The organism is Sorangium sp. KYC3313 (assembly GCF_052075895.1).
Taxonomy (GTDB): Bacteria; Myxococcota_A; Polyangia; order Polyangiales; family Polyangiaceae; genus Sorangium; species Sorangium cellulosum_B.
On the sequence record NZ_CP197255.1, the window covers coordinates 3379121 to 3397423 of the forward strand.

17 protein-coding genes are annotated in these 18303 nt (G+C 73.3%); 8 read left to right on the forward strand and 9 right to left on the reverse strand.

The features are described 5' to 3' along the window. The first annotated feature begins 54 nt into the window (after positions 1-54). Positions 55-720: a DUF4215 domain-containing protein gene (locus tag ACSRUE_RS13190; protein ID WP_441291289.1), complete on the forward strand. Its 666-nt coding sequence runs from the start codon at positions 55-57 to the stop codon at positions 718-720. 45 nt (positions 721-765) lie between these two features. Here ACSRUE_RS13190 and ACSRUE_RS13195 read toward each other — a convergent pair whose 3' ends face one another. From ACSRUE_RS13195 to ACSRUE_RS13210, 4 genes are all read right to left on the reverse strand, one after another. Continuing rightward, entirely contained in the window at positions 766-1701 is a 936-nt protein-coding gene (locus ACSRUE_RS13195; protein WP_441291290.1) for a hypothetical protein, read from the reverse strand. A 119-nt stretch (positions 1702-1820) separates the two neighbouring features. Beyond that, the gene (locus ACSRUE_RS13200) at positions 1821-2306 is read right to left on the reverse strand and encodes a hypothetical protein (protein ID WP_441291291.1); all 486 of its coding nucleotides are present in this window, start codon (positions 2304-2306) and stop codon (positions 1821-1823) included. Between the two features lie 10 nt (positions 2307-2316). Beyond that, on the reverse strand, positions 2317-3063 hold the full coding sequence (locus ACSRUE_RS13205) for a hypothetical protein (RefSeq protein ID WP_441291292.1): 747 nt from the start codon (positions 3061-3063) through the stop codon (positions 2317-2319). Next, positions 3060-5696: a TonB family protein gene (locus tag ACSRUE_RS13210; protein ID WP_441291293.1), complete on the reverse strand. Its 2637-nt coding sequence runs from the start codon at positions 5694-5696 to the stop codon at positions 3060-3062. Before ACSRUE_RS13210 ends, ACSRUE_RS13205 begins: the two co-directional genes overlap by 4 nt. Before the next feature lie 208 nt (positions 5697-5904). On the opposite strand from ACSRUE_RS13210, the gene ACSRUE_RS13215 reads away from it, so the two are divergent. The 6 genes from ACSRUE_RS13215 (at position 5905) to ACSRUE_RS13240 (ending at position 10979) form a co-directional block, all read left to right on the forward strand. Beyond that, positions 5905-6321 carry a hypothetical protein gene (locus tag ACSRUE_RS13215; RefSeq protein WP_044966617.1) on the forward strand — a complete coding sequence of 139 codons (417 nt, stop codon included), beginning with the start codon at positions 5905-5907 and terminating at the stop codon, positions 6319-6321. 93 nt (positions 6322-6414) lie between these two features. After that, positions 6415-7224: a ParA family protein gene (locus tag ACSRUE_RS13220; RefSeq protein ID WP_441291294.1), complete on the forward strand. Its 810-nt coding sequence runs from the start codon at positions 6415-6417 to the stop codon at positions 7222-7224. Further along, on the forward strand, positions 7199-8044 hold the full coding sequence (locus tag ACSRUE_RS13225; RefSeq protein WP_441291295.1) for a hypothetical protein: 846 nt from the start codon (positions 7199-7201) through the stop codon (positions 8042-8044). Before ACSRUE_RS13220 ends, ACSRUE_RS13225 begins: the two co-directional genes overlap by 26 nt. Continuing rightward, positions 8041-8958 (forward strand): hypothetical protein, encoded by a 918-nt coding sequence (locus ACSRUE_RS13230; RefSeq protein WP_441291296.1) that lies wholly within the window; start codon positions 8041-8043, stop codon positions 8956-8958. The genes ACSRUE_RS13225 and ACSRUE_RS13230 overlap by 4 nt, the downstream gene beginning before the upstream one ends. Continuing rightward, on the forward strand, positions 8955-10262 hold the full coding sequence (locus tag ACSRUE_RS13235) for a hypothetical protein (RefSeq protein WP_441291297.1): 1308 nt from the start codon (positions 8955-8957) through the stop codon (positions 10260-10262). Before ACSRUE_RS13230 ends, ACSRUE_RS13235 begins: the two co-directional genes overlap by 4 nt. A gap of 111 nt (positions 10263-10373) precedes the next feature. Continuing rightward, positions 10374-10979, forward strand: a complete 606-nt coding sequence (locus ACSRUE_RS13240; RefSeq protein WP_441291298.1) for an HAD family hydrolase — start codon at positions 10374-10376, stop codon at positions 10977-10979. A gap of 57 nt (positions 10980-11036) precedes the next feature. Here the strand turns inward: ACSRUE_RS13240 and ACSRUE_RS13245 are convergent, their stop codons facing one another. From ACSRUE_RS13245 to ACSRUE_RS13260, 4 genes are all read right to left on the reverse strand, one after another. Then, on the reverse strand, positions 11037-12434 hold the full coding sequence (locus ACSRUE_RS13245; protein WP_441291299.1) for an MFS transporter: 1398 nt from the start codon (positions 12432-12434) through the stop codon (positions 11037-11039). 209 nt (positions 12435-12643) lie between these two features. Then, the gene (locus ACSRUE_RS13250; RefSeq protein WP_441291300.1) at positions 12644-14449 is read right to left on the reverse strand and encodes a fatty acyl-AMP ligase; all 1806 of its coding nucleotides are present in this window, start codon (positions 14447-14449) and stop codon (positions 12644-12646) included. Next, positions 14446-14712, reverse strand: coding sequence for an acyl carrier protein (locus ACSRUE_RS13255; protein WP_012239660.1), 267 nt, complete (start codon positions 14710-14712; stop codon positions 14446-14448). Before ACSRUE_RS13255 ends, ACSRUE_RS13250 begins: the two co-directional genes overlap by 4 nt. 104 nt (positions 14713-14816) lie before the next feature. Then, positions 14817-15815, reverse strand: coding sequence for a helical backbone metal receptor (locus ACSRUE_RS13260; RefSeq protein ID WP_441291301.1), 999 nt, complete (start codon positions 15813-15815; stop codon positions 14817-14819). Positions 15816-16000: 185 nt separating this feature from the next. On the opposite strand from ACSRUE_RS13260, the gene ACSRUE_RS13265 reads away from it, so the two are divergent. Beyond that, a complete protein-coding gene (locus ACSRUE_RS13265; protein WP_441291302.1) occupies positions 16001-17443 on the forward strand; it encodes a serine/threonine-protein kinase in 1443 nt (480 codons plus the stop codon). 64 nt (positions 17444-17507) lie between these two features. Here the strand turns inward: ACSRUE_RS13265 and ACSRUE_RS13270 are convergent, their stop codons facing one another. Beyond that, on the reverse strand, positions 17508-18107 hold the full coding sequence (locus tag ACSRUE_RS13270; RefSeq protein WP_441291303.1) for a DUF2231 domain-containing protein: 600 nt from the start codon (positions 18105-18107) through the stop codon (positions 17508-17510). Positions 18108-18303: the final 196 nt, after the last annotated feature.

Here is an 18303-nt window from a genome sequence, read left to right on the forward strand (position 1 = left end):
GCGCCCACTTACCAGAGCGAGGCACATCCCGGCTTCGCTTCGAGAGGGAGAGTCATGCGTCATCATCTTCTTTCACGCCGTCCGCTGCTCGCCGTCGCAGGGCTGTTCTTGATGCAGGCCGCGTGCGAGGTGCGCTTCATCGAAGGGGTCGACTCGCCAGAGGAGAGCTCGAGCACGGGGGCGTGTGCCGAATGTTGTTCCTCCTCGACGGACTGCACGACCGGAGGCAGCGCCGTGGGCGGGTCGAGCGCCGTGGGCGGGTCGAGCGCCGTGGGCGGGTCGAGCGCCGTGGGCGGGTCGAGCGCCGTGGGCGGGTCGAGCGCCGTGGGCGGGTCGAGCGCCATGGGCGGGGCGAGCGCCGGCGCGGTGTGCGGAGACGGCGTGGTGGACCCGGAGTGGGAGCAATGCGACGACGGCAACACGGCGGATGGAGACGCGTGCTCGAGCGACTGTCAGCTCCGCGCAGCGGGGGGCGCCGGCGGGGCGAGCGCCGGCGCGGTGTGCGGAGACGGCGTGGTGGACCCGGAGTGGGAGCAATGCGACGACGGCAACACGGCTGACGGAGACGCGTGCTCGAGCGACTGCCAGCTCCGCGCAGCGGGGAGCGCGGGCGCGGTGTGCGGAGACGGCGTGGCGGAGCCGCCGCGGGAGCAATGCGACGACGGCAACACGGCGGATGGAGACGGGTGTACGAGCGATTGTCAGATCGGCCCGGCATAGGGCCGTGAGCATCGTGGGGCGGCGCGGCCCGCCGCCTTCAGCCGATCACGGCAGCACCTTGCGCGTCGGGCACTCGCCGTCGCCCTGGAAGTCGCCGAGCGTACGCGCCTGCGCGACGACGTAGTCGTACGCCGTCTCGATCGGGCCGCCGGACGCGCCGGCGAGGTTGTACTCGTCGCCGAACACGTCGGCGGCGTTCACCTGCTTGAGCTCGTCGATCGTCGTCTCGCCGTCGCCGTCGAGATCGCTGTCCGCGATGTACTGCGCGTAGCGCTTGGTCAGCTCCACGCCCGCGGTGATGTTGTCGAAGAACCAGTGGTCGCCGTGGATGGTCGGCTTCACCGCGACCGTGCCGCTGGTCGGCACGCTGAACCCGTTGAGCCCGTCCTCGGTCGCGCAATCGTCGAACGACGTCCCGGCCGAGAGGCCCCAGCTGAAGCGCACCCGGGCCGCGGGGACACACGCGCCGCCGGGCGGCGGGCACGACTCGCCGTCCTCCTTCTCGATGGAGCCCTCGAAGAACAGCGAGTAGCCGCCCTCGACCATGAGGTCGACGTCGGCCGCCGTGGTGGGCGGAAGCGTCTTTGCCCCCGCCTTCGCGTTCGGGAGGTCGAACCCGAAGCGGTCCCAGCGCACCGCGCTCACGTCCTGGAACTCCGCGATCACATACCTCGTCGCCGGGGCGTTCTTGAGGTCGAGCACGAACACCGATGCATCGCCGAGCGTCTCCTCGGCACCCAAGCGCGCCGCGCGGACGTTGCCGATCGTCACGAGGAACCTCTCGTACGTGACTTTCCAGCCGTCCGCGATGTTCTCCTCCCCCGTGCCCGGCTCGAGGCCCTCGGGGATTGTGTCCTCCGGCTCCACGAAGATCTGCACGGCACCGGTCTCGGACGTCGCGCCGCTGTGATCGCCGCACCCGGCGACGAGCGCGAGCGCGCACGCCGTCACCACGAACCCTGTCTCTTTCAGTCTTTGCATGATCAAGCTCCTGAGTCGTCTCGAAATCCCGACGAGCGCGCGCAGGCGCGCCCGGCGAGCGCAGGCCCGCGCTCCTCGCGCGCCCAGCGCCCGCATCACCCTCTGGCCTCGTGAGATGCTCAGGCCGCCGGCGGGGAGCTCTTCGGCGCCAGGATCAGCAACGGGATGGGCCGGACCTCGGGCGAGGGCCGGATCGAGGTGAGGCGGACGACCTCGAGCAGCGTGGCCTCCGCCACGCGGTGCACGGGCGCGCCGAGCTGGCCGCGCAGCGCGAACGCGTCGCAGTGCTCGTCGCCCTCGTGGCGCGGCGCCAGCGCGTCGCACAGGTCGTCTCCGCCGCCGGGCCGCGCTCCGGGCGCGCCGGGCTGGTCGCCGGGAGGACGGCGCTCGGCGTGCAGCGTCGCCGCGGCGACGGCGATCGTCGCCGCGTGGACGAGCTCGCCGTGCTCGCAGTGGGCGTGCCGGACGAGCAGCGCGTGCGTCAGGCCGCACAGCTGCGCCGCGAGCGCGAGCGCCACGAGCCACCGCGCTCGCCACCGGCAGGCGGGGCTCCGGCCAGGCCGCCGCCGCGATGCAGCCGCCGCGCGGGCCGGACGGCGGCTCACGGAGACCGCCTCATGGCGACGTCGACCAGAGGAACTGCGGCCGGTGCACCGAGATCATGTCGTAGCGCAGCCGCTGGTGCGCGGGCGACCCCGGCGCGATGGCCACCCTGGTCGCGCCTCCTTCGGCCAGGGCGTCGAAATCGACGCTCGCGAGCCACTCGTCCACGACGTCGAAGCGGACCGCGAGGCGGACCGGCGCCGCGCCGACGCTCGCGGCGACCGCGAGGCTCGGGACCGTGAGCAGCCCCCGGCGCTGCGGCACGGCGTCGATGTCGGCCTCGAAGTCGAGCGCCTCCGCGCCCCGCGTCGCGCGCCCGCGCAGGTGGACGGAGCTGACGCCGGGAGCCTCCGGCTTCGGCGTGGGCGACGACTCGGTCGAGAACCAGTGGATGCCGTAGTTGAACGACACGCTCCGGATCTCACCCTCGAAGCCGTGGACCAGGCCGAGCGGCTGCGGCGCGGGGTCGAGCAGGTTCACGCGCGTGATCGTGGTCAGCTCGGCGATCGCGGTCTCGCAGAGCGTCGACGCGCCGGATTCCGCGGCGCAGAAGTAGGCCGGGCCGAAGGCGACCGTCGCCTCGTCGAGCGCGATCGTCCACGCGCCCGCGGCGATCTCCCCGGGGACGGAGGCCTCCGCGTGCGCGGCATACGTGACCTCGGGCTGGCCGGTGCCGGCGCAGGCGGACAACGCGGGCGACCCGAGGAGGACGGCGGCGAGGAGGCGGCGCGCGGCCGGGGAGAGGTTCGGGGCGTTCATAGCGAGAGCGTCACGTTCGCGAGGATCGAGCGCGGCGACCCGGCGCTGATGTGCCGGGCCGGAAGCTCCGAGGGGATCGGCGGCGGCCGCGATGCGTCCGTGGTGGTGCGCGGCCAGTACGACTTGAACGAGTACTCGGTGTCGGCGTACTCGGCGTCGAGCAGGTTCTGCGCCTCGACCCCGACCTCGATCCAGGGGCCGCCCTGCGCGGCGTCGCGGCCGACGCGCAGGCTCCGCCGGAGCGAGAGGGACGCGTCCACCACGAAGACCGGCGCGGCGGTCTGCGCGTACGGCAGCGGGCGCGGGGAGAGGAACGTCGCGCCGTAGCCGAGCCGCCCCTCGACGGGCGCGCCGGCGATCGTGAAGAGCGGCCGCTTCAGCGCGAGGTCGGCGCGCACCACGACGGGCGGCACGAACGGGAGCTGCTGCCCCTTCACGTACGGCGGCGACGGGTTCTCGGGCGTCGGCGGGGGCGGCTCGTCCAGCGTGGCGTGGACGAACGTCGCGCTCACGCCCGCTGTGAGGGTGGGGCTCGGCGCGGCCTGCAGGTAGGCGACGAGCCCGCGGCGGGTCGTCCGGCCGATGCGCACGAGCGCGCCCTCCGCCGCGTCGAACGCGAGGTCGTAGGAGAGGCGCGTCTCGTAGGCGGCCGCGGTCACGCTGAGGCCGCCGCCGGGGCGCAGCGTGGCGCCCGCCTCGTAGCTCCTCACGGTCGCGAACGGGGCGTTGTCCCCGTCCTCGAGCAGCCGCGCCTGCGGCGAGCGGTAGCCGTGCCCGTACGAGGCGGAGATGCGCAGCGCGGGCAGCGGGTCGAGCTCCAGCGTCAACCGCGGCCCGGCGGCCAGGCCCGCCGCCGTGCGACGGAACCCCTCGATGTGCGTCTCCTTCTGCGCCGCCGGGATGAAGTTGCCGATGCGGTCGTCCACGTCGAAGACGAGCAGGTCGGCGCGCAGGCCGCCGCGGAGGCGCGCGTAGCGCGACAGCTCGAGCAGCGCGTCGGCGTGGGCGCCGACCCCGGTCACCTGGATCGACGCGTCGACGCGCTGATCCCACGTCTCGTTCTGCGGCGGTTGGAGGAGGTTCTGCGCCTGGTCGATGCCGTTGGTCTGCACCTCGGCGCCGACGGCGACCTGGCCGGTGAGCCAGGGCGCGAGCGGGATCCGCGGCGTGCGGTAGGCGAGGCCGCCGCCGAGCGCGGCGTCCTGGTTCGCCTGCTCGATGAGGTCGCCCCTGCCGACCCACTCGGGCCGCCGGCGCGAGCGCTGCGTGTAGCCGGTGAAGTTCATCCGGCTCCGGTACCCGGACGTCGCCGCCCAGAGCCAGGCGCTCTTCTGCGAGCCGTCGTCGTCCGATCGCTCGACGCTCAGCGCGAGCTGAAGCCGCGTCGACGCGGCCGACTGCGCGCGGGCCGCGAGATCCGGGTAGGCGTCGTGGAAGCCGACGCGCCCCAGCTCGACGTCGTCGCGCCGGAGCACGCCCGCGAGGTTCGCGCGGCCGCCGTGGGCCGCGACGTGCAGCAACGCCGAGTACTCGTCCGGCAGCGGCACGCGGTACTGGCCGACGGCGCCCCCGGAGATCGCCCCGCGTGTGCCGTCGCCGAAGCCGTCGGTCGCGCGCACCACGGCGGCCCCGAACGTGTCTTCCGACTGCGCCTCGGGCGCCCAGAGCGCGAGCAGCCGCCGGGTGCCGAACGAGCCGAGCGTGCCCTTGAGCTGGAGCCCGCGCTCCTCGACGCCGAGGTCGAAGTACGCGCTGCCCGCGACCGCGAAGTCGCCTTGCTGCGGATCGTACACGCCCTCGACGACGCGGAGCGACCGCACCACCTCCGGGATGATCACGCCGAGGTCCGCGTAGCCCTGGCCGTGGACGTGCGAGCGCTGGTTCAGCGGGATCGGCCCGACCCGGAGCTCGACGTCCTGGCCGTGCTCCGCGTCGAAGCCGCGGAGGAAGATGCGCTGCGCGACCGCCTCGCCCTCGGGGTGGGCGACGTGGACGCCGGGCGCGGTGCGGAGCAGATCCGCGGCGGTGGCGTGCGGCGCGGCGGAGAGCGCCGCGCGGCCGATCCGGAAGTCGCTCGCGGCGCGGCGCGGCGGGTTCGGGCGGCCCTGCACGTGGATCTCGATCGGCTTGCCGGGCTCGGCCACCGCGTGCGGGCCCGCGACGCCCCCGGCGAACTCCACCGGCTTGGGCGCCGCCGGCCGGGGCGGCGGGGGCGCCGCCGGGCGATCCGCCGCCTCCGGCGCCTCCGTCTGCGCCGGCGCGGGCTGCTCCTCGTGGGGGCCCGGCGCGAAGTGGAACGGCACCCGGATCCGCGCCCGCAGCGGCGCGCCGCCGCGCATCGCCGGCGAGAAACGCCACCGCCGCACGGCCTTCATGGCCGCGTCATCGAACGCCGCGCCCCCGGACTCGGCCACGACCGCGTCGCTGACCGTGCCGTCCTTCTCGACCGTGACGAACAGCGTGACCGTCGTGTCGATGCCCTCCGCGAGCCGCTCGGGCGGGTACTCCGGATCCACGTGCTCGAGGATCTGCGGCGCCACGGGCGCTTCGGGCCGCGCCTCAGGCTGCCCGAGCGCCGGAGGCGCGGCGAGGGCGGCCGCGAAGAGGCAGCAGGAAAACGACAGCCAGCGCATGGGCAACCGAGCTCAACGCGACTACCACGCCACACAGCGGTGCCGCAAGCGCCGCACCGCCGCGCAGCGCGCGCAAACGACGGCGACGGAAGCGCGCGACGTCGCGCGACGTCCGCGCGCCTCCTCGGCTCCTCGGCTTCTCGGCGACACGTCGCGCCGGTGCAGCGGCGGTCTCGCCGCGGGGCGCGGGGCCGTGTATCGTCTCGTCATGCCGAATGAGACGCTCGTCCAGGCGGTCAAGACCATCGTCGCCCTCGCGCGCGGTGGCGACCTCGACGCGGCCTACAAGGGATACCGTGACCTCTTCCAGAAGCCGGAGTTCCTCAAGCAGCGCCCCGAGGATCAGCGCCAGGTGCTGCGGCTCATGATCCTCGCCAAGGGCGTCCCGTCGACGCCGACCGAGGCGATGATCGACGCCCACCGCGCCGCGGTCCCCGCGCTGACCGAGCTCGTGTCGATCCACGGCGATCCCGGCGACCACGAGCTCCTCGGGCTCTGCCACGTCGTGCTCGGCAACGTCGAGAGCGCCGACAAGATCTTCCGCGCCGGCCTCAAGATCGAGCGCGAGCGCAACCCTCAGAGCGATCTGTGCGGCACGCTGATGAAGCGGATCTCGCTGCTCTAGTTCGCGCTCGTCAGGGACGGGACTAGTTCTCAGCCGCAACCGTCCTGTTAGGATGGCCCCCGGGCGCCGTGACAGCGCGCCGTCAGGGAGTCCATGCACGTCATCGCGGTCGCGAGCCAGAAGGGCGGCGTCGGAAAGACCACGATTTCCCTCAACCTCGGGCTTGCCCTCGGGCGCGCGGGCAACCGCGCGTTGATCCTGGAGCTCGACGCGCAGGGGAGCCTCGGGCTGTCGCTGGGCCTCGCGGATCGCGCGCGGCCGGGCGTCGCGGAGCTGCTCACGGGCGCCGAGCGGCTCGAGTCGGTGCTGCTCCGGACGCGCGAGCCAGAGCTCCAGGTGCTCACCGTCGGCCGGGTCGATCCCACGACCGTCGCGGGCTTCGAGGACGCGCTCGCCCGCGGGCCCGTGCTCCCGAGCGTGCTCGCGCGGCTCTCGCCGGACTTCGACATCGTGGTCGTCGATTGCCCCGCGGGGCTCGGCAAGGTCACGACGCGGGCGCTCGAGGTGGCGACGCACGCGCTCCTGCCGCTCCAGGCCGAGCCGCTCGCGCTCCGATCGGTCGGCCAGCTGCTCGCGGTGATCGATCGCGTCCGCGCCGAGAAGAACCCGCACCTGTCGCTGCTCGGCATGGTGCTGTCGATGTTCGACCGGCAGGTGTCCGCGTCGCTCGACGTCGCCGAGACGCTCTGGACGAAGTTCCCCGACGGGATCATCCTCGACACGGTCATCCCGCGCGACGAGGCGTTCCTCGAGGCGTCTCTCCGCGGGGCGCCGCTCCTGCTCATGCAGAAGCGCCCTCCGCCGCTCGCGCGCGTCTTCGATCAGCTCGCGAACGACGTGCTGGTTCGCCTGGACCCCACCTCGCCGGACGATGACGATGGCCCGATCTCGCTCCTCCTTTGATGTCGACGGCGCCGTCGTCACCGCGGCGGCGCTGGTCAAGCGGTCGAAGTCGCGGAGGCCGCGGGCGGCGCCGGTCGCGCCCGCGGCCGAGCCGCTCGTGTCGTTCGAGTCCCGGCCGCCGTCCTCGCGGGCGGAGCCGGAGCCGACGTCCTCGTCGCCGCTCTCGCCGTCGTTCGAGGAGCTCGCGCCCTCGAGCGACCTCCTGCCCCTGTCGAGCCCCCTGTCGGGCGCGGGCGCGGGCGGCGATCTCGGGCTCCGGGGCGCGCTGCCCTCGTCGGCCGACGACGTCGACTCGCGGCGCGGCGCGCCGCTCGACCTGCGGCCCCTGGGCGCGCCGCCCTCGTTCGCGGCGGCGCGCGAGCCCCTCGAGGAGCGCCTCGACGGCGCCATCGAGGCGCTCTCGGCGGGCCGCGCGCCGCGCTTCCCGGACCTCGCCGCGGCGGGCGGGCCGGTCGCGCGCTGCGAGCGGGTGATCGAGTGGATCTCCGAGGCGACGGGCGCCACGGACGTGTTCCTCGCGGACGCGGCCGGGCTCCCGTTCGCCGGCGCGATCCGCGACACGGAGGCGAGGCTCGCCGCCTCGGGCCTCATCGCGTCGGCGATCGGCTCGCTCGTCGCGGCGCTGCCCGGCGCCCCCTCGCAGCGCTTCGAGCTCTGCGTCGGCGACGGGCCGTTCTTCCAGCTCATCGGGTTCCAGGTGCGCTCCGCCGCGTACATCGTCGGCCTGATGCGCCCGGGCCCGCTCACGCCGCGCGAGGCGCACGCCGTCCGGATCGCGTGCCGGCACGCGATCGACGCCGCGGTCGGGGTCGTCGGTTGAGCGCGGAGCACGGCGAGCCCTCGTTCGGTCGTGGCGTCGCGGTCGGCGCCGGCGCGCTGGACGACGACGACCCGCTCGCGCCGATCGCGCTCGACGGCCTCGGCTACGGCGTCGGCGGCCTCGACGCCATCGTCGTGTTCCACCTCGGCGACGCGCGCGTCCACGCCGTGTTCGTCCGCGAGGGCGCGGCCCTCTCCCCGGGCGACGTGGCCGCGGGGCTGCGCGACGCGTACCTCGGGAGCCAGCTCGCCGCGCAGCGGCTCGTCCCGGAGCGCGAGGGCTCGATCCGCCCCGCCCGCAGCCGCGGCGCGCGGTCGTCGAGCAAGCCGCCGCGCTCGCAGGGCCGCGCGGAGGAGCTCCCGGACCCCGTGGTCACGCTGGAGCTGAGCGGCCGGACCGTCCTCCTGCGCCGCGTCCGCGCGTGCGTCGTCGCGAGCCTGTTCGACGGCACGATGCCGCTCGGCATGGCGCGGCTCGTGGCGCAGCAGCTCGCCGCGACGCTCGCGCCCGAGCTGCCGCTCGAGGAGCCGCCCGAGGAGATGCTGAGCGACCCGTCGGGGCTCTTCGAGGAGCCGCTCAGCGCGGACACGGTGGACGATCTCGTGCGGGGCGTCGCGCGATCGGCGCCGCCGAGGGGCTCGTCCAGCATCCCGTCGCGCCGGACGGGCGGGACGCCGCCGCCCGTCGAGCCGCCGTCGGCCGAGGTCGCGCGGATCCAGCGGCTGCTCGCGCTGCTCGAGGCGCGCGCGCCGGAGCCTCACGTGGCGCGGCTCCGGCTCGCCCTGCGCGCCGGGCTGACGCCGCTCGCGCTCGAGCACCCGGACGGGCTCGGCGCGGAGGCGATGGTGCTCGTCGAGACGGCGGTCGCGGACATCCTCGGCCTGGAGCGCGCCGCGCTGCGGAGGCTCCTGTGACGGCGCTCCGGCACGGCCTGCGGGGCCGCATCGACGGCCCGCTCGGCGATCTGGTCGGCCCGATCGTCCCGCACGGGCTGCTCCACGTGGCGGATCAGCTGGTGATCGCGCACTCCCACCACTTCGCGCTCTTCCTGGAGCAGACGATCTTCGACGCGCTCGGCGGGGAGAGCCGCGGCGTGCGCCGGCAGGCGGCGTTCGAGGCGACGAACGCGCTGCTCGGGCCGCTGTACGAGGACCGCCACGGGGCGTCGCCGCGGGAGAAGCTCGAGCTCGCGGGCGAGCTGTTCGCCGCGATGGGGCAGGGGCGTCTGCGGTTCGAGGTGAGCGCGGAGGGCGGCGCGGTGCACGCGGGCGCGCTCTTCCACGGGACGAGCTTCCTCGCGAAGTACGGCGGTCGGATCCAGAACCGGCTGGCGGTGGACGCGTTCGCCTCGGGCTACTGCGCGGCCGCGGCGAGCCTCGCGTTCCCGTCCGACTGGGGGCGGCTCGACGCCGACGAGGTGACGTGCGTCGCGCGGGGCGACGCGGCCTGCACCTTCCTGCTGACGCGGCGGTCGGAGCGGCCGCGCTTCGGCGAGGCGCTGACGCGCAAGCAGATCGAGGCGGCGCGGGTGCGCTGGGAGACGGAGGGCGGGCCGCTCTCGCGGGCGCAGCGCGTCGAGGGCGCGATGCTCGAGGAGCTCGGGGCGCTGCGGTCGGACGAGCGCGGCCTCATCTCGGCGTACGGGGTGAACCTGGCGCTCTTGCCGGTGGGGTACATCGATCAGAAGACGTTCGACACGGTGCACCTCATCGAGCGGCGGTCTCCCGAGCTGGTCCCTGTGTTCGAGGCGCTCGTGCGGGAGGCGGCGCAGACGGGCGCGTTCCACCTGCTCGGGGGGATGCTCTCGTCCTCGTCGTTCGAGGCAACGTGCGGTCCGGTGGGCAGGGACCAGCACGAGCGCCTCGAACAGCTGCTCGGGCTCGCCCGCGCGCTCGGCTGGGGGGCGCTCTCCGCGCCGGAGTTCCAGCCGGGCCGGGCGCTCGTGCTGCGGGCGCCGATCACGCACGAGAGCGCGTATTACGCCATGAAGCACGGGCCCACGGCGCGGGGGCGGCTCCTGCTCCAGCAGGGGACGGCGCTGGCCATCATGCAGCTCCTGCACCGCGTCGATTTCGGGACGGCGCGGCCGATCGACGCCGAGACCTATGGTGGGCTGTTCAAGATGGGGACGCGGTTCCGCGTGCAAGAGACGAAGTCACCGCTCAGGGGGGATGGCGCGTGCGAGGTGCGGGTGGAGGCGGTCGAGGACAGGTGGTGACGTTCTCGTTCGCCCGCGAGCAAAACGAAGCATGCGGTCTTGAACGGCGAACTCTCCGGGATGGCCGGCGCACCAGCGGGAGGCCTTCCGATATGCTACCAGGTGCGGTCTATGCCAGGACTTGTATTCCCCTCAGGCTCGTTTGTCGCTTATCTCTTTGATTGCGACGGGACGATCGCGGACTCCATGCCGCTCCATTATCAGGCGTGGCTCGAGGCGCTCGCCCCGCATGGGTGCGAGTTCTCCGGCGAAGACTTCTACGGCTGGGCGGGTATGCCGACCGACCGGATCGTCGAGCGCCTGAACGGGAAGTATGGGCTGCGGATGCCGGTGGCCGAGGTCTTCGCGGCGAAGGAAGCGGCGTACCACCGCCTGATACCGACGGTGCGAGGCGTGCCTGAGGTCGTCGCCGCGCTGCGCGACGCTCCTCCGCGCGTGAAGCGCGCCGTCGTCTCGGGGAGCCCACGGGCGTCGGTGGAACGGACGCTCGAGTTCCTGGGCCTCCGCGGGTACATCGACGTGGTCGTCGCGGCGGAGGATTACGCGCGGCCCAAGCCGGCGCCCGACCCGTTCCTCGAGGCGGCGAGGCGCCTGGGCGTCGAGCCCGCGCGGTGCCTGGTCTTCGAGGACGCCACGCTGGGGATCCAGTCCGCGCAGGCGGCGGGCATGCCGTGGGTCTTCGTCGATCCCCGGGCGCTTGCCGCCGAGCGTGGGTGAGCGGGGCGGAGCGGGCCGGCGGGGGATACCTCGCCTGGCTCGCGTGGAGGCCGCGCGTCAGTGGGCCGCCGCGCGCCGCTCGGGCCGCGCGTTCCACACCCGCGTCGCCAGCGCGAAGCCGACGAGCGCGACCGGGAGCATGGCCGCGGGCCATGGCATCCAGTTCCCCGGGTGCTTCGCCGCGTCGCCCGAGGGCAGGATGCTCGCGTAAAGGAACGATTGCGCCGCGGTGCCCAGGTAGACGAAGCCGTCGATGATGCCAGTCGCGATGCCGGCGTTTTTCCTCCCGCCGAAATCCATGCTCGCGGTCCCGGACAGCATACCGTGGACGCCGATCACGCAGAGGGACATGAACACGACCGTCCACCCGGCGATGGGGAAGCTCAGCGTGAAGAGGACGATGACCGCGCCGAACACGAGGCCTGCGTACAGCACCGAGGCCACGGGGCCGCGGCGCGAATCGAAGACATGATCGGAGATGAAGCCGGCGAACACGCCGCCCAGGATGCCGGCGACGCAGAGGAGCACGCCCCAGTGCGCCGACACGAAGCCCTTGAGCCCGGTCTTGTCGGCGAAGACGAGGTACCACTTCATGACGGCGTTGCGGAGGAAGCCGCTGCAGAACTCGATGGCGACGATGATCCAGATGACCCGCTGCGAGAACATGCGACGCGCGACCGCGATCGCCCCCAGGCGCCCGCCGGTGTCGCCCGAGGACGCGTCGGCGGTGTCGAAGTCCCGGAACCCGGCCTGGCCCGGCGTGTCGCGGATGAGGAAGACGTCGAGCGCCAGAAAAACGAGCAGCAGCAGGGCGGGGACGTGGAACACCCACGGCATCGGCAGGTGCTTGGCGACGAATCGACTCCAGTCGTAGGCGAAGTAGAGCCCGAGCGAGATCAGGATACCAAAGACGCCGCCGAGCATCCCGCGCTCGCGGACGTGGAACCAGGGCGCGTTGACCTTGACGATGGATACGGCGCCGAAGCTCTGGAAGTACATGTTGGCGGAGAAGAGCACCGTCATCGCGGTGATGGCGGCGCCGTGGTCGAGCCGCCCTTCCTGGGCGAGGCGGACGGCCACGCCCATCAGGACGTTCATGAGCGCCGATCCGCCCGCGGCGATCAGGATGGTGACCCGCCCGCCCCACCGGTCGGTGAGCGGCCCGTTCAGCAGGAAGGCGACCCCATAAACGGCCGAGCCCCAGCCGTCGATGTTCCCGAACTCCTGCTTGCTGACGAGGCGCAGCGCGTCGAGCTCCGGCGCGTTGGCGGAGAGGTTGTACCGCCCCATGTAGAGGAAGGCGTACGTGAGCCCGAGCGGAAACCAGTTGAAGAACCGCCGGCGCCGGAATTCCTCCGAGTGCCCGAGATCGATCTTCGGCAGCCGCCGCATGACGACCGCGATGGCCGCGAGCAGGAGCACGATCGGCAGCAGCTGGTTGAGCCACGCAGGCATGGACGCCCTTCGACGATAACGGCCCCCCGCACGAGCGGCCATGCCTTCGCGCTTCCCTCGCGCGCCCGCTCGCTCGAACTCCGTCCGTGAGGTCGAAGCGCGCGCAGCGACGTGTTGCTGTCCTGAGAGCTACCGGCGAGAGCCGCGGTCAGCCGCCGTGGGGCAGCCCCGGAGATCTCCAGGGGGCCCCTTCCGAGCCCCCTCCAGGATCACCCCCCGCGCCCGCGGAAGATCGCGTGGCGGAAGAAGTTGATCTGGCTCTTGGCGAACTCCTTCGCCGCGTCCAGCCGGTCCCCCTCGCGCGACGAGCTGCGGAGCAGCAGCTCCCCGTTCTCGTAGAGATCCCGCGTCTTGCTCCGCTGGAGCTTCCCGCTCGAGGTCTTCGGCAGGATGCCCGCCCCGACCGCCACCACGTCATCGACGGTGAGCCCCATGGCCTGCTGGACGACGCGGCGCACCTCGCCCTTCAGCGCCTGCTTCTCCTGCTCGTCCGACGCCGGGGTCTCGAAGACGATGACCACGCGCTCGCGGTCGTTGTGCGGCTTCATCGTCCCGAACGCGATCACGTTGCCCTTCCGGACCCCGGAGACGCGGCTCGCCTCCCACTCGAGATCCTGCGGGTAGTAGTTGCGCCCGTTGACGATGATGACCTCCTTCGAGCGCCCGCAGATATAGACCTTGCCCTCCGCGAGGTACCCGAGATCGCCGGTCCGCAGCCAGCCGCCCGCGAACGCTTCCTTCGTGAGATCCGGGTCGTTGAAATAGCCGGGCATCACGCTCGGGCCCCGCAGCCGGAGCTCCCCGACCTCGCGATCGCCGAGCGGGCGGGCGCTCTCCGCGTCGTCCGACGCGAAGACCGCGATCTCGTGCCCCTCGAACGCCGACCCGCACTGCACGAGCGACGACGCGCCCTCGCTGTCGGCCGGGACGGGCGTCGCCTTGCCCTCCTTCCAGAGCGTCTCGCCGTCCACCGCGTCGGTCTGCAGCCCGGCCCCGAGCGCGCTGAACGACACCGCCAGCGTGCTCTCGGCCATCCCGTACGAGCAGACGAACGCCTTCTCGTCGAAGCCGACCGGCGCGAACTTCTCGGCGAACGCGCGCAGGTTGTCGGCCCGGATCGGCTCGGCGCCGCACCCGGCGACCCGCCACGCCGAGAGATCCAGCCCCGCCATCTCCTGCTCTCGGATCCGCTTCACGCAAAGCGCATAGGCGAAGTTCGGGCCGAACGACACGTTGCCCCGGTGGCGCGTGATCGTCTCCAGCCAGCGCACCGGGCGCTTCAGGAACAGGAGCGGCGGCAGGAACGTGATCGTGTTGACGTAGTAGAGCGGCGCGATCACGAAGCCGATGAGCCCCATGTCGTGGTAGAGCGGCAGCCACGACACGCCCGTGTCGACCGACCCGCGCACCGCCAGGCCGAGATCCACGATCGCCCGCACGTTGGACGCCAGGTTCGCGTGCGTGAGCACCACGCCCTTCGGGCGCGACGTCGAGCCGCTCGTGAACTGGAGGAAGCACACGTCGTCGAGCTCGACCTTGACCGGCTTCAGCTCCTCGCGGGCGCCCCGGAGGCCCTCCACCGCCACGATCTGCTCGAGCCCCGGCGCCTGCGCCTGGATCGTGCCGAGCATCCGCTTGATCTCGGCGCTCGTGAGCAGGACCTTGGCGCCGCTCTTCGCGACGATGTGCAGCGTGTTCTCGAGGTAGCCGGTCAGCCTGCCGAGGCCGGTCGGCGGGTAGATGGGCACCGGGATGACGCCCGCGCGGATCGCGCCCAGGAAGGCGAAGATGAAGTCGGCGTTGTCCGGCAGGATCAAGGCGACGCGATCGCCCTTCTGGAGCCCGAGCGCCTGGAGCGCCCCGCCGAAGCGCGCGCTGGCCCGCTCGATGCCCCCGTGCGTGAAGAACGGCTCGTTCTCGCTGGACTCCTCGATGAAGCGATAGCCCGTCTTCGTGCTCGCCGCTGCGTCCTCGATCGCCTGCGCGACCGTCCGCGGTTTCCAAACAGCCGTCATCCCGAGAGCCTTCCTTCGTTCTTGAGCCGGAGCTCGATGGCCTTGACGACGTCGGCGACCGTGTCGACCTCGCGCAACATGTCGTCGGGGATCGAGAGGTCGAACTTATCCTCCATATCCGCGACGATCTCCATCACTCCCAGCGAGTCGAGGCTGAGGTCGGCGACGAGGTGGCTCGACTCCTCGATCTTTACCTCGCCGGCCGTGTGTCCTTCCAGGAGCTGGATGATCTCTGCCCGCAACGTCTCCCGTGTCCACGTCATCCTACGTTCCTACCCTAACTGCGGCGTGGCGAGGAGGGGCTTGCTCGGCCGCAAGGCCGCGGGAATTCGGCGGCGCACCCCCTGACCCGACGCTCGCGCGTGCATCAGGGACGGGCGGCATCGACGATCTCGCGCAGCCGACTGAGCCCCTCGAGCGCCCGCGCGCCGTACCACATGAGGTCCTTGCCGTCGCACCTGATCACGTGGCCCCGGCGCGCAGCGGGGATGTCGAGGGAGCGAAATATTGCCGCGTCGGCGTCGGTGAAGGCGTGCGGCTCATCGGGCAGCAGGACGAGCTCCGGGGCGCGGGCGATCACCTCGTCGAGGGTCACGCGGGGGTAGCGGAGGTCGCGGCCCTGGACGCGCTCGGGGGGCAGCGGCGGCGCCTTGCCCAGGTCGGCCGCGAGCGGGTAGCGCCGGGGCCGATCCTCGAAGACGTTCTGCGCGCCCACGAGATCGAGCACGTCGGAGAGGAACGTGTCGCCGTGGGCGGTCATCAGCGGGTCCATCCAGATCGGGACGAAGGCGCGGATCGGCGGGCGCTCGCGGCGCCGCGCCTCGGCCGCGGCGTGGGCGCGGTAGGCGGCCGCGACCTGCTCGCGCGCCGCGGCCGGCGGCGGCTGGCCCGGGGCGCCGTGCTCCACGTACGCCAAGGGCGCGGGCGCGCCGGGCTTCGCCGCGCCGTGCCCGAGCAGGCGCGCAAGCCGGGCGAGGTGCGCCACGCCGTCGGCGACCCGCTTCGGGAACGAGACGAGCACCCGGAGCCCCGCGGCGTCGAGGCGCTCGATGTCGCGCTTGCTGTTCTCCTCCTGGTTCGCGACGACGACGTCGGGGTCGAGCGCGGCGATGCGGTCGACGTCGGCGTCCTTCGTGCCGCCGACGAGCTCGATGCCCTCGACGTCCTCGGCGGGCGCGACGCAGTAGCGGGTGCGGCCGACGAGCTGATCCCGGGCGCCGAGCCGGAGGAGCGAGTAGGTGTCGCTCGGGACGAGCGAGACGATGCGCCGCGGAGGAGAGCGCCACTCGTGCTTGCGCCCCCGGTCGTCGACGATGCGGATGAACGACCCGGCAAAGGCCGGTCCCCAGCCTGCGCTGAACGCCATGCGCCGGATGTAGCCCGCCGCCGCGCGCGCTGCACGTAAACTGCCGTGGACTGACGCGAACTGCCGTGGACTGCCGTGAACTGACGTGAACTGACGTGAACTGACGTGGACAGCGCGGCGCAGGGCCTGAACAGCGCCGCGTCCACTTAGTTGGCCCGCCCGGGCGAAGTCTGCGACGAGGGCTCGTGCAGATCGATCGCCTCGATGTGCGTCGCGGAGGCACGCTCCCGTACCCGCCTTCCGGCCTGCCCGCTCTCCCCCTCGGCGCCGCGCGCGAGGAGACGCCCCGCCGCCGGGCGGCGCCCCGCGGGGGGCGGCTGCTGCCGTGCCGGATCGGCCGTTACACGCTGTTCGATCACATCGGCCAGGGGGGGATGGCCGATCTCTACCTGGCCCGGGTGCGCACGGACCTCGGCGCCGCGCGCCTCGTCGCCATCAAGGAGGTCGCCCCGAGGTTCGCGCACGACCCGCGCTTCGTCGAGATGCTCGCGAGCGAGGCCAGGCTCGCGGCGGGGCTGCGCCACGCGTCCATCGCGCAGGTCGAGGACCTCTGCCGCGAGGACGGCTCGCTCTTCATCGCGATGGAGTACGTCGAGGGCCTCGACCTGCGCGAGCTGCTCCGCCGCTGCGCGCGCCAGAAGGTGAAGTTCCCGGTCGCGTTCTCGCTGCTGATCATCGCCGAGGCGCTCCAGGCGCTCGCGTACGCCCACCGGCAGGGCGTCGTGCACCGCGACGTCTCGCCGTCGAACGTGCTCCTGAGCTTCGAGGGCGAGATCAAGCTCTGCGACTTCGGCATCGCCCGCGCGCACGAGCGCTGCGGAGCCATGGACGAGGCGCTGCAGGGCAAGGCCGGCTACATGAGCCCCGAGCAGGCCCGGGGCGAGGCGCTCGACGCGCGATCCGACGTCTTCGCGGCGGGCATCCTGCTCTGGGAGCTGCTCGCCGGCCGGAGGATGTACAGCGCGAGCCCCGGCGCCGCGCTCTCCAAGGAAGCGGCGCGGGGCGATCTGCTCGAGCTCGCGCGGCGCGCGTCGATCCCGCCGCTCGTGGAGCGCGGGCTCCCCGACGAGGCGGCCCTCCACGCGATCGTGGCGCGGGCGCTCGCGGTCGCGCCCGACGAGCGCTACCCGAGCGCTGCGGCGATGCTCCAGGACATCGCCGCCTACGCGGCGGCGGCCGAGCTGACGGCGAGCCCGCTGCGCTTTGGGGCGTGGCTGCGCGACAACTTCGGTGCGGAGCTGGTCGCGCCCCGCCGGGCGCGCGAGCGCGCGGTGCGCGCGCTGGAGCTCGGTCCGCCTGCGGTGATCGAGCCGATCGCGACCGCGGCCATCGCGCCGAGCGCGAGGGCGGCCGTCACGCCGAGCGCGATGGACATCGGCGCGCAGGGCGCGATGGCGATGGCAGCGCCGCCGGCGATGGCGGCCGCCGCGCTGCCCGCGAGGGCGGCCGGCGCGCAGGGCGCAGAGCCCGCCGCGCTGGCCCTGGCCGAGCCCCCGCCCTGGGCCAGGGCGCAGCCTCCGCTCGCTCGCCCGCAGCAGCGCCGGCTCGTGCCATGGCTCGTGGACGGCGCGCTGCTGTTCGCCTTCGCCGCGCTCGTCATCGCGGGCTGCTACCTCGCGGCGCGCTAGCGCCCGCTCGGGCGAGGAGAACGTCGCCTCCCGCTCCCGTCCGGCGCACCGGCGCCCGTCGCCGTCAACCCGCGTCGACGATCGGCGCTTCGGGCACGGGCACCTGCATCTCCGGCCTCCGCGCGCACGCGTCGTTGCCGATGCCGACGCCGTAGCGGTAGATGAGCTCTCCGCCGAGCCAGCCGCTTGCCCCCGCGAGGCCGAACCCCGCGGTCGACAGCGCGATCCCGAGCGGCCGCAGCCCGCTCGCCCGGGAGGCGAGCGAGGCGCCGTACAGGCCGGCGATCGCGAAGTTCACGGCGCCGTGGACGAAGCCGACCCGCCTCGCGGGGCCGATCGTGGTGCTCCAGTCGGCGAGCCCGGCGAAGGCGGCGACGAGCGCCCCGCCGAGGCCGATGGCCGCGGTCGCGTCCGCTCCGCGATGGAGACGATGCCGCCTGCGGCCGATGCCGGCGAGATCGAGCACCAGCGCGCAGGACCAGGCGCCGATGGGGATGGTCACCAGCACCGGGTGCAAGGGGTGCCCGAGGAACTTGCCGTGCAGCACCCTGGCGAGCGTGGGCGCTCGCCTCAGGACGGATTGGATGCCGCGCTGGAGCGGGTCGGCCATCCGGTCGATCCAGTCCTGCTCCTCGATTCCCCCCAAGACTGCGCTTCCGATCATGTTCCCCTCCTCCGAGGCGCGCGGCTGCGCGGATTTCCAGCGCATGGCGCCCGCCCCGCCGACCGTCCAGCGGTGAACCCCTGACCGGATCCCGAGCAATCCGCGGACCCCGCGGGAGCGGGTCGGGCGTTCCCATCCCCTCCCGCGGCGCGCGCGTCGGCGACGCTCGAGCAGGCCGCGCACTTCGCTTCTGCAA

Coding starts and splice junctions, on each gene's coding strand:
- ACSRUE_RS13190 (WP_441291289.1), top strand. CDS start 55: ATGCGTCATCATCTTCTTTCACGCCGTCCGCTGCTCGCCGTCGCAGGG.
- ACSRUE_RS13195 (WP_441291290.1), bottom strand. CDS start 1,701: ATGCAAAGACTGAAAGAGACAGGGTTCGTGGTGACGGCGTGCGCGCTC.
- ACSRUE_RS13205 (WP_441291292.1), bottom strand. CDS start 3,063: ATGAACGCCCCGAACCTCTCCCCGGCCGCGCGCCGCCTCCTCGCCGCC.
- ACSRUE_RS13210 (WP_441291293.1), bottom strand. CDS start 5,696: ATGCGCTGGCTGTCGTTTTCCTGCTGCCTCTTCGCGGCCGCCCTCGCC.
- ACSRUE_RS13215 (WP_044966617.1), top strand. CDS start 5,905: ATGCCGAATGAGACGCTCGTCCAGGCGGTCAAGACCATCGTCGCCCTC.
- ACSRUE_RS13220 (WP_441291294.1), top strand. CDS start 6,415: ATGCACGTCATCGCGGTCGCGAGCCAGAAGGGCGGCGTCGGAAAGACC.
- ACSRUE_RS13225 (WP_441291295.1), top strand. CDS start 7,199: ATGGCCCGATCTCGCTCCTCCTTTGATGTCGACGGCGCCGTCGTCACC.
- ACSRUE_RS13240 (WP_441291298.1), top strand. CDS start 10,374: ATGCCAGGACTTGTATTCCCCTCAGGCTCGTTTGTCGCTTATCTCTTT.
- ACSRUE_RS13245 (WP_441291299.1), bottom strand. CDS start 12,434: ATGCCTGCGTGGCTCAACCAGCTGCTGCCGATCGTGCTCCTGCTCGCG.
- ACSRUE_RS13250 (WP_441291300.1), bottom strand. CDS start 14,449: ATGACGGCTGTTTGGAAACCGCGGACGGTCGCGCAGGCGATCGAGGAC.
- ACSRUE_RS13255 (WP_012239660.1), bottom strand. CDS start 14,712: ATGACGTGGACACGGGAGACGTTGCGGGCAGAGATCATCCAGCTCCTG.
- ACSRUE_RS13260 (WP_441291301.1), bottom strand. CDS start 15,815: ATGGCGTTCAGCGCAGGCTGGGGACCGGCCTTTGCCGGGTCGTTCATC.
- ACSRUE_RS13270 (WP_441291303.1), bottom strand. CDS start 18,107: ATGATCGGAAGCGCAGTCTTGGGGGGAATCGAGGAGCAGGACTGGATC.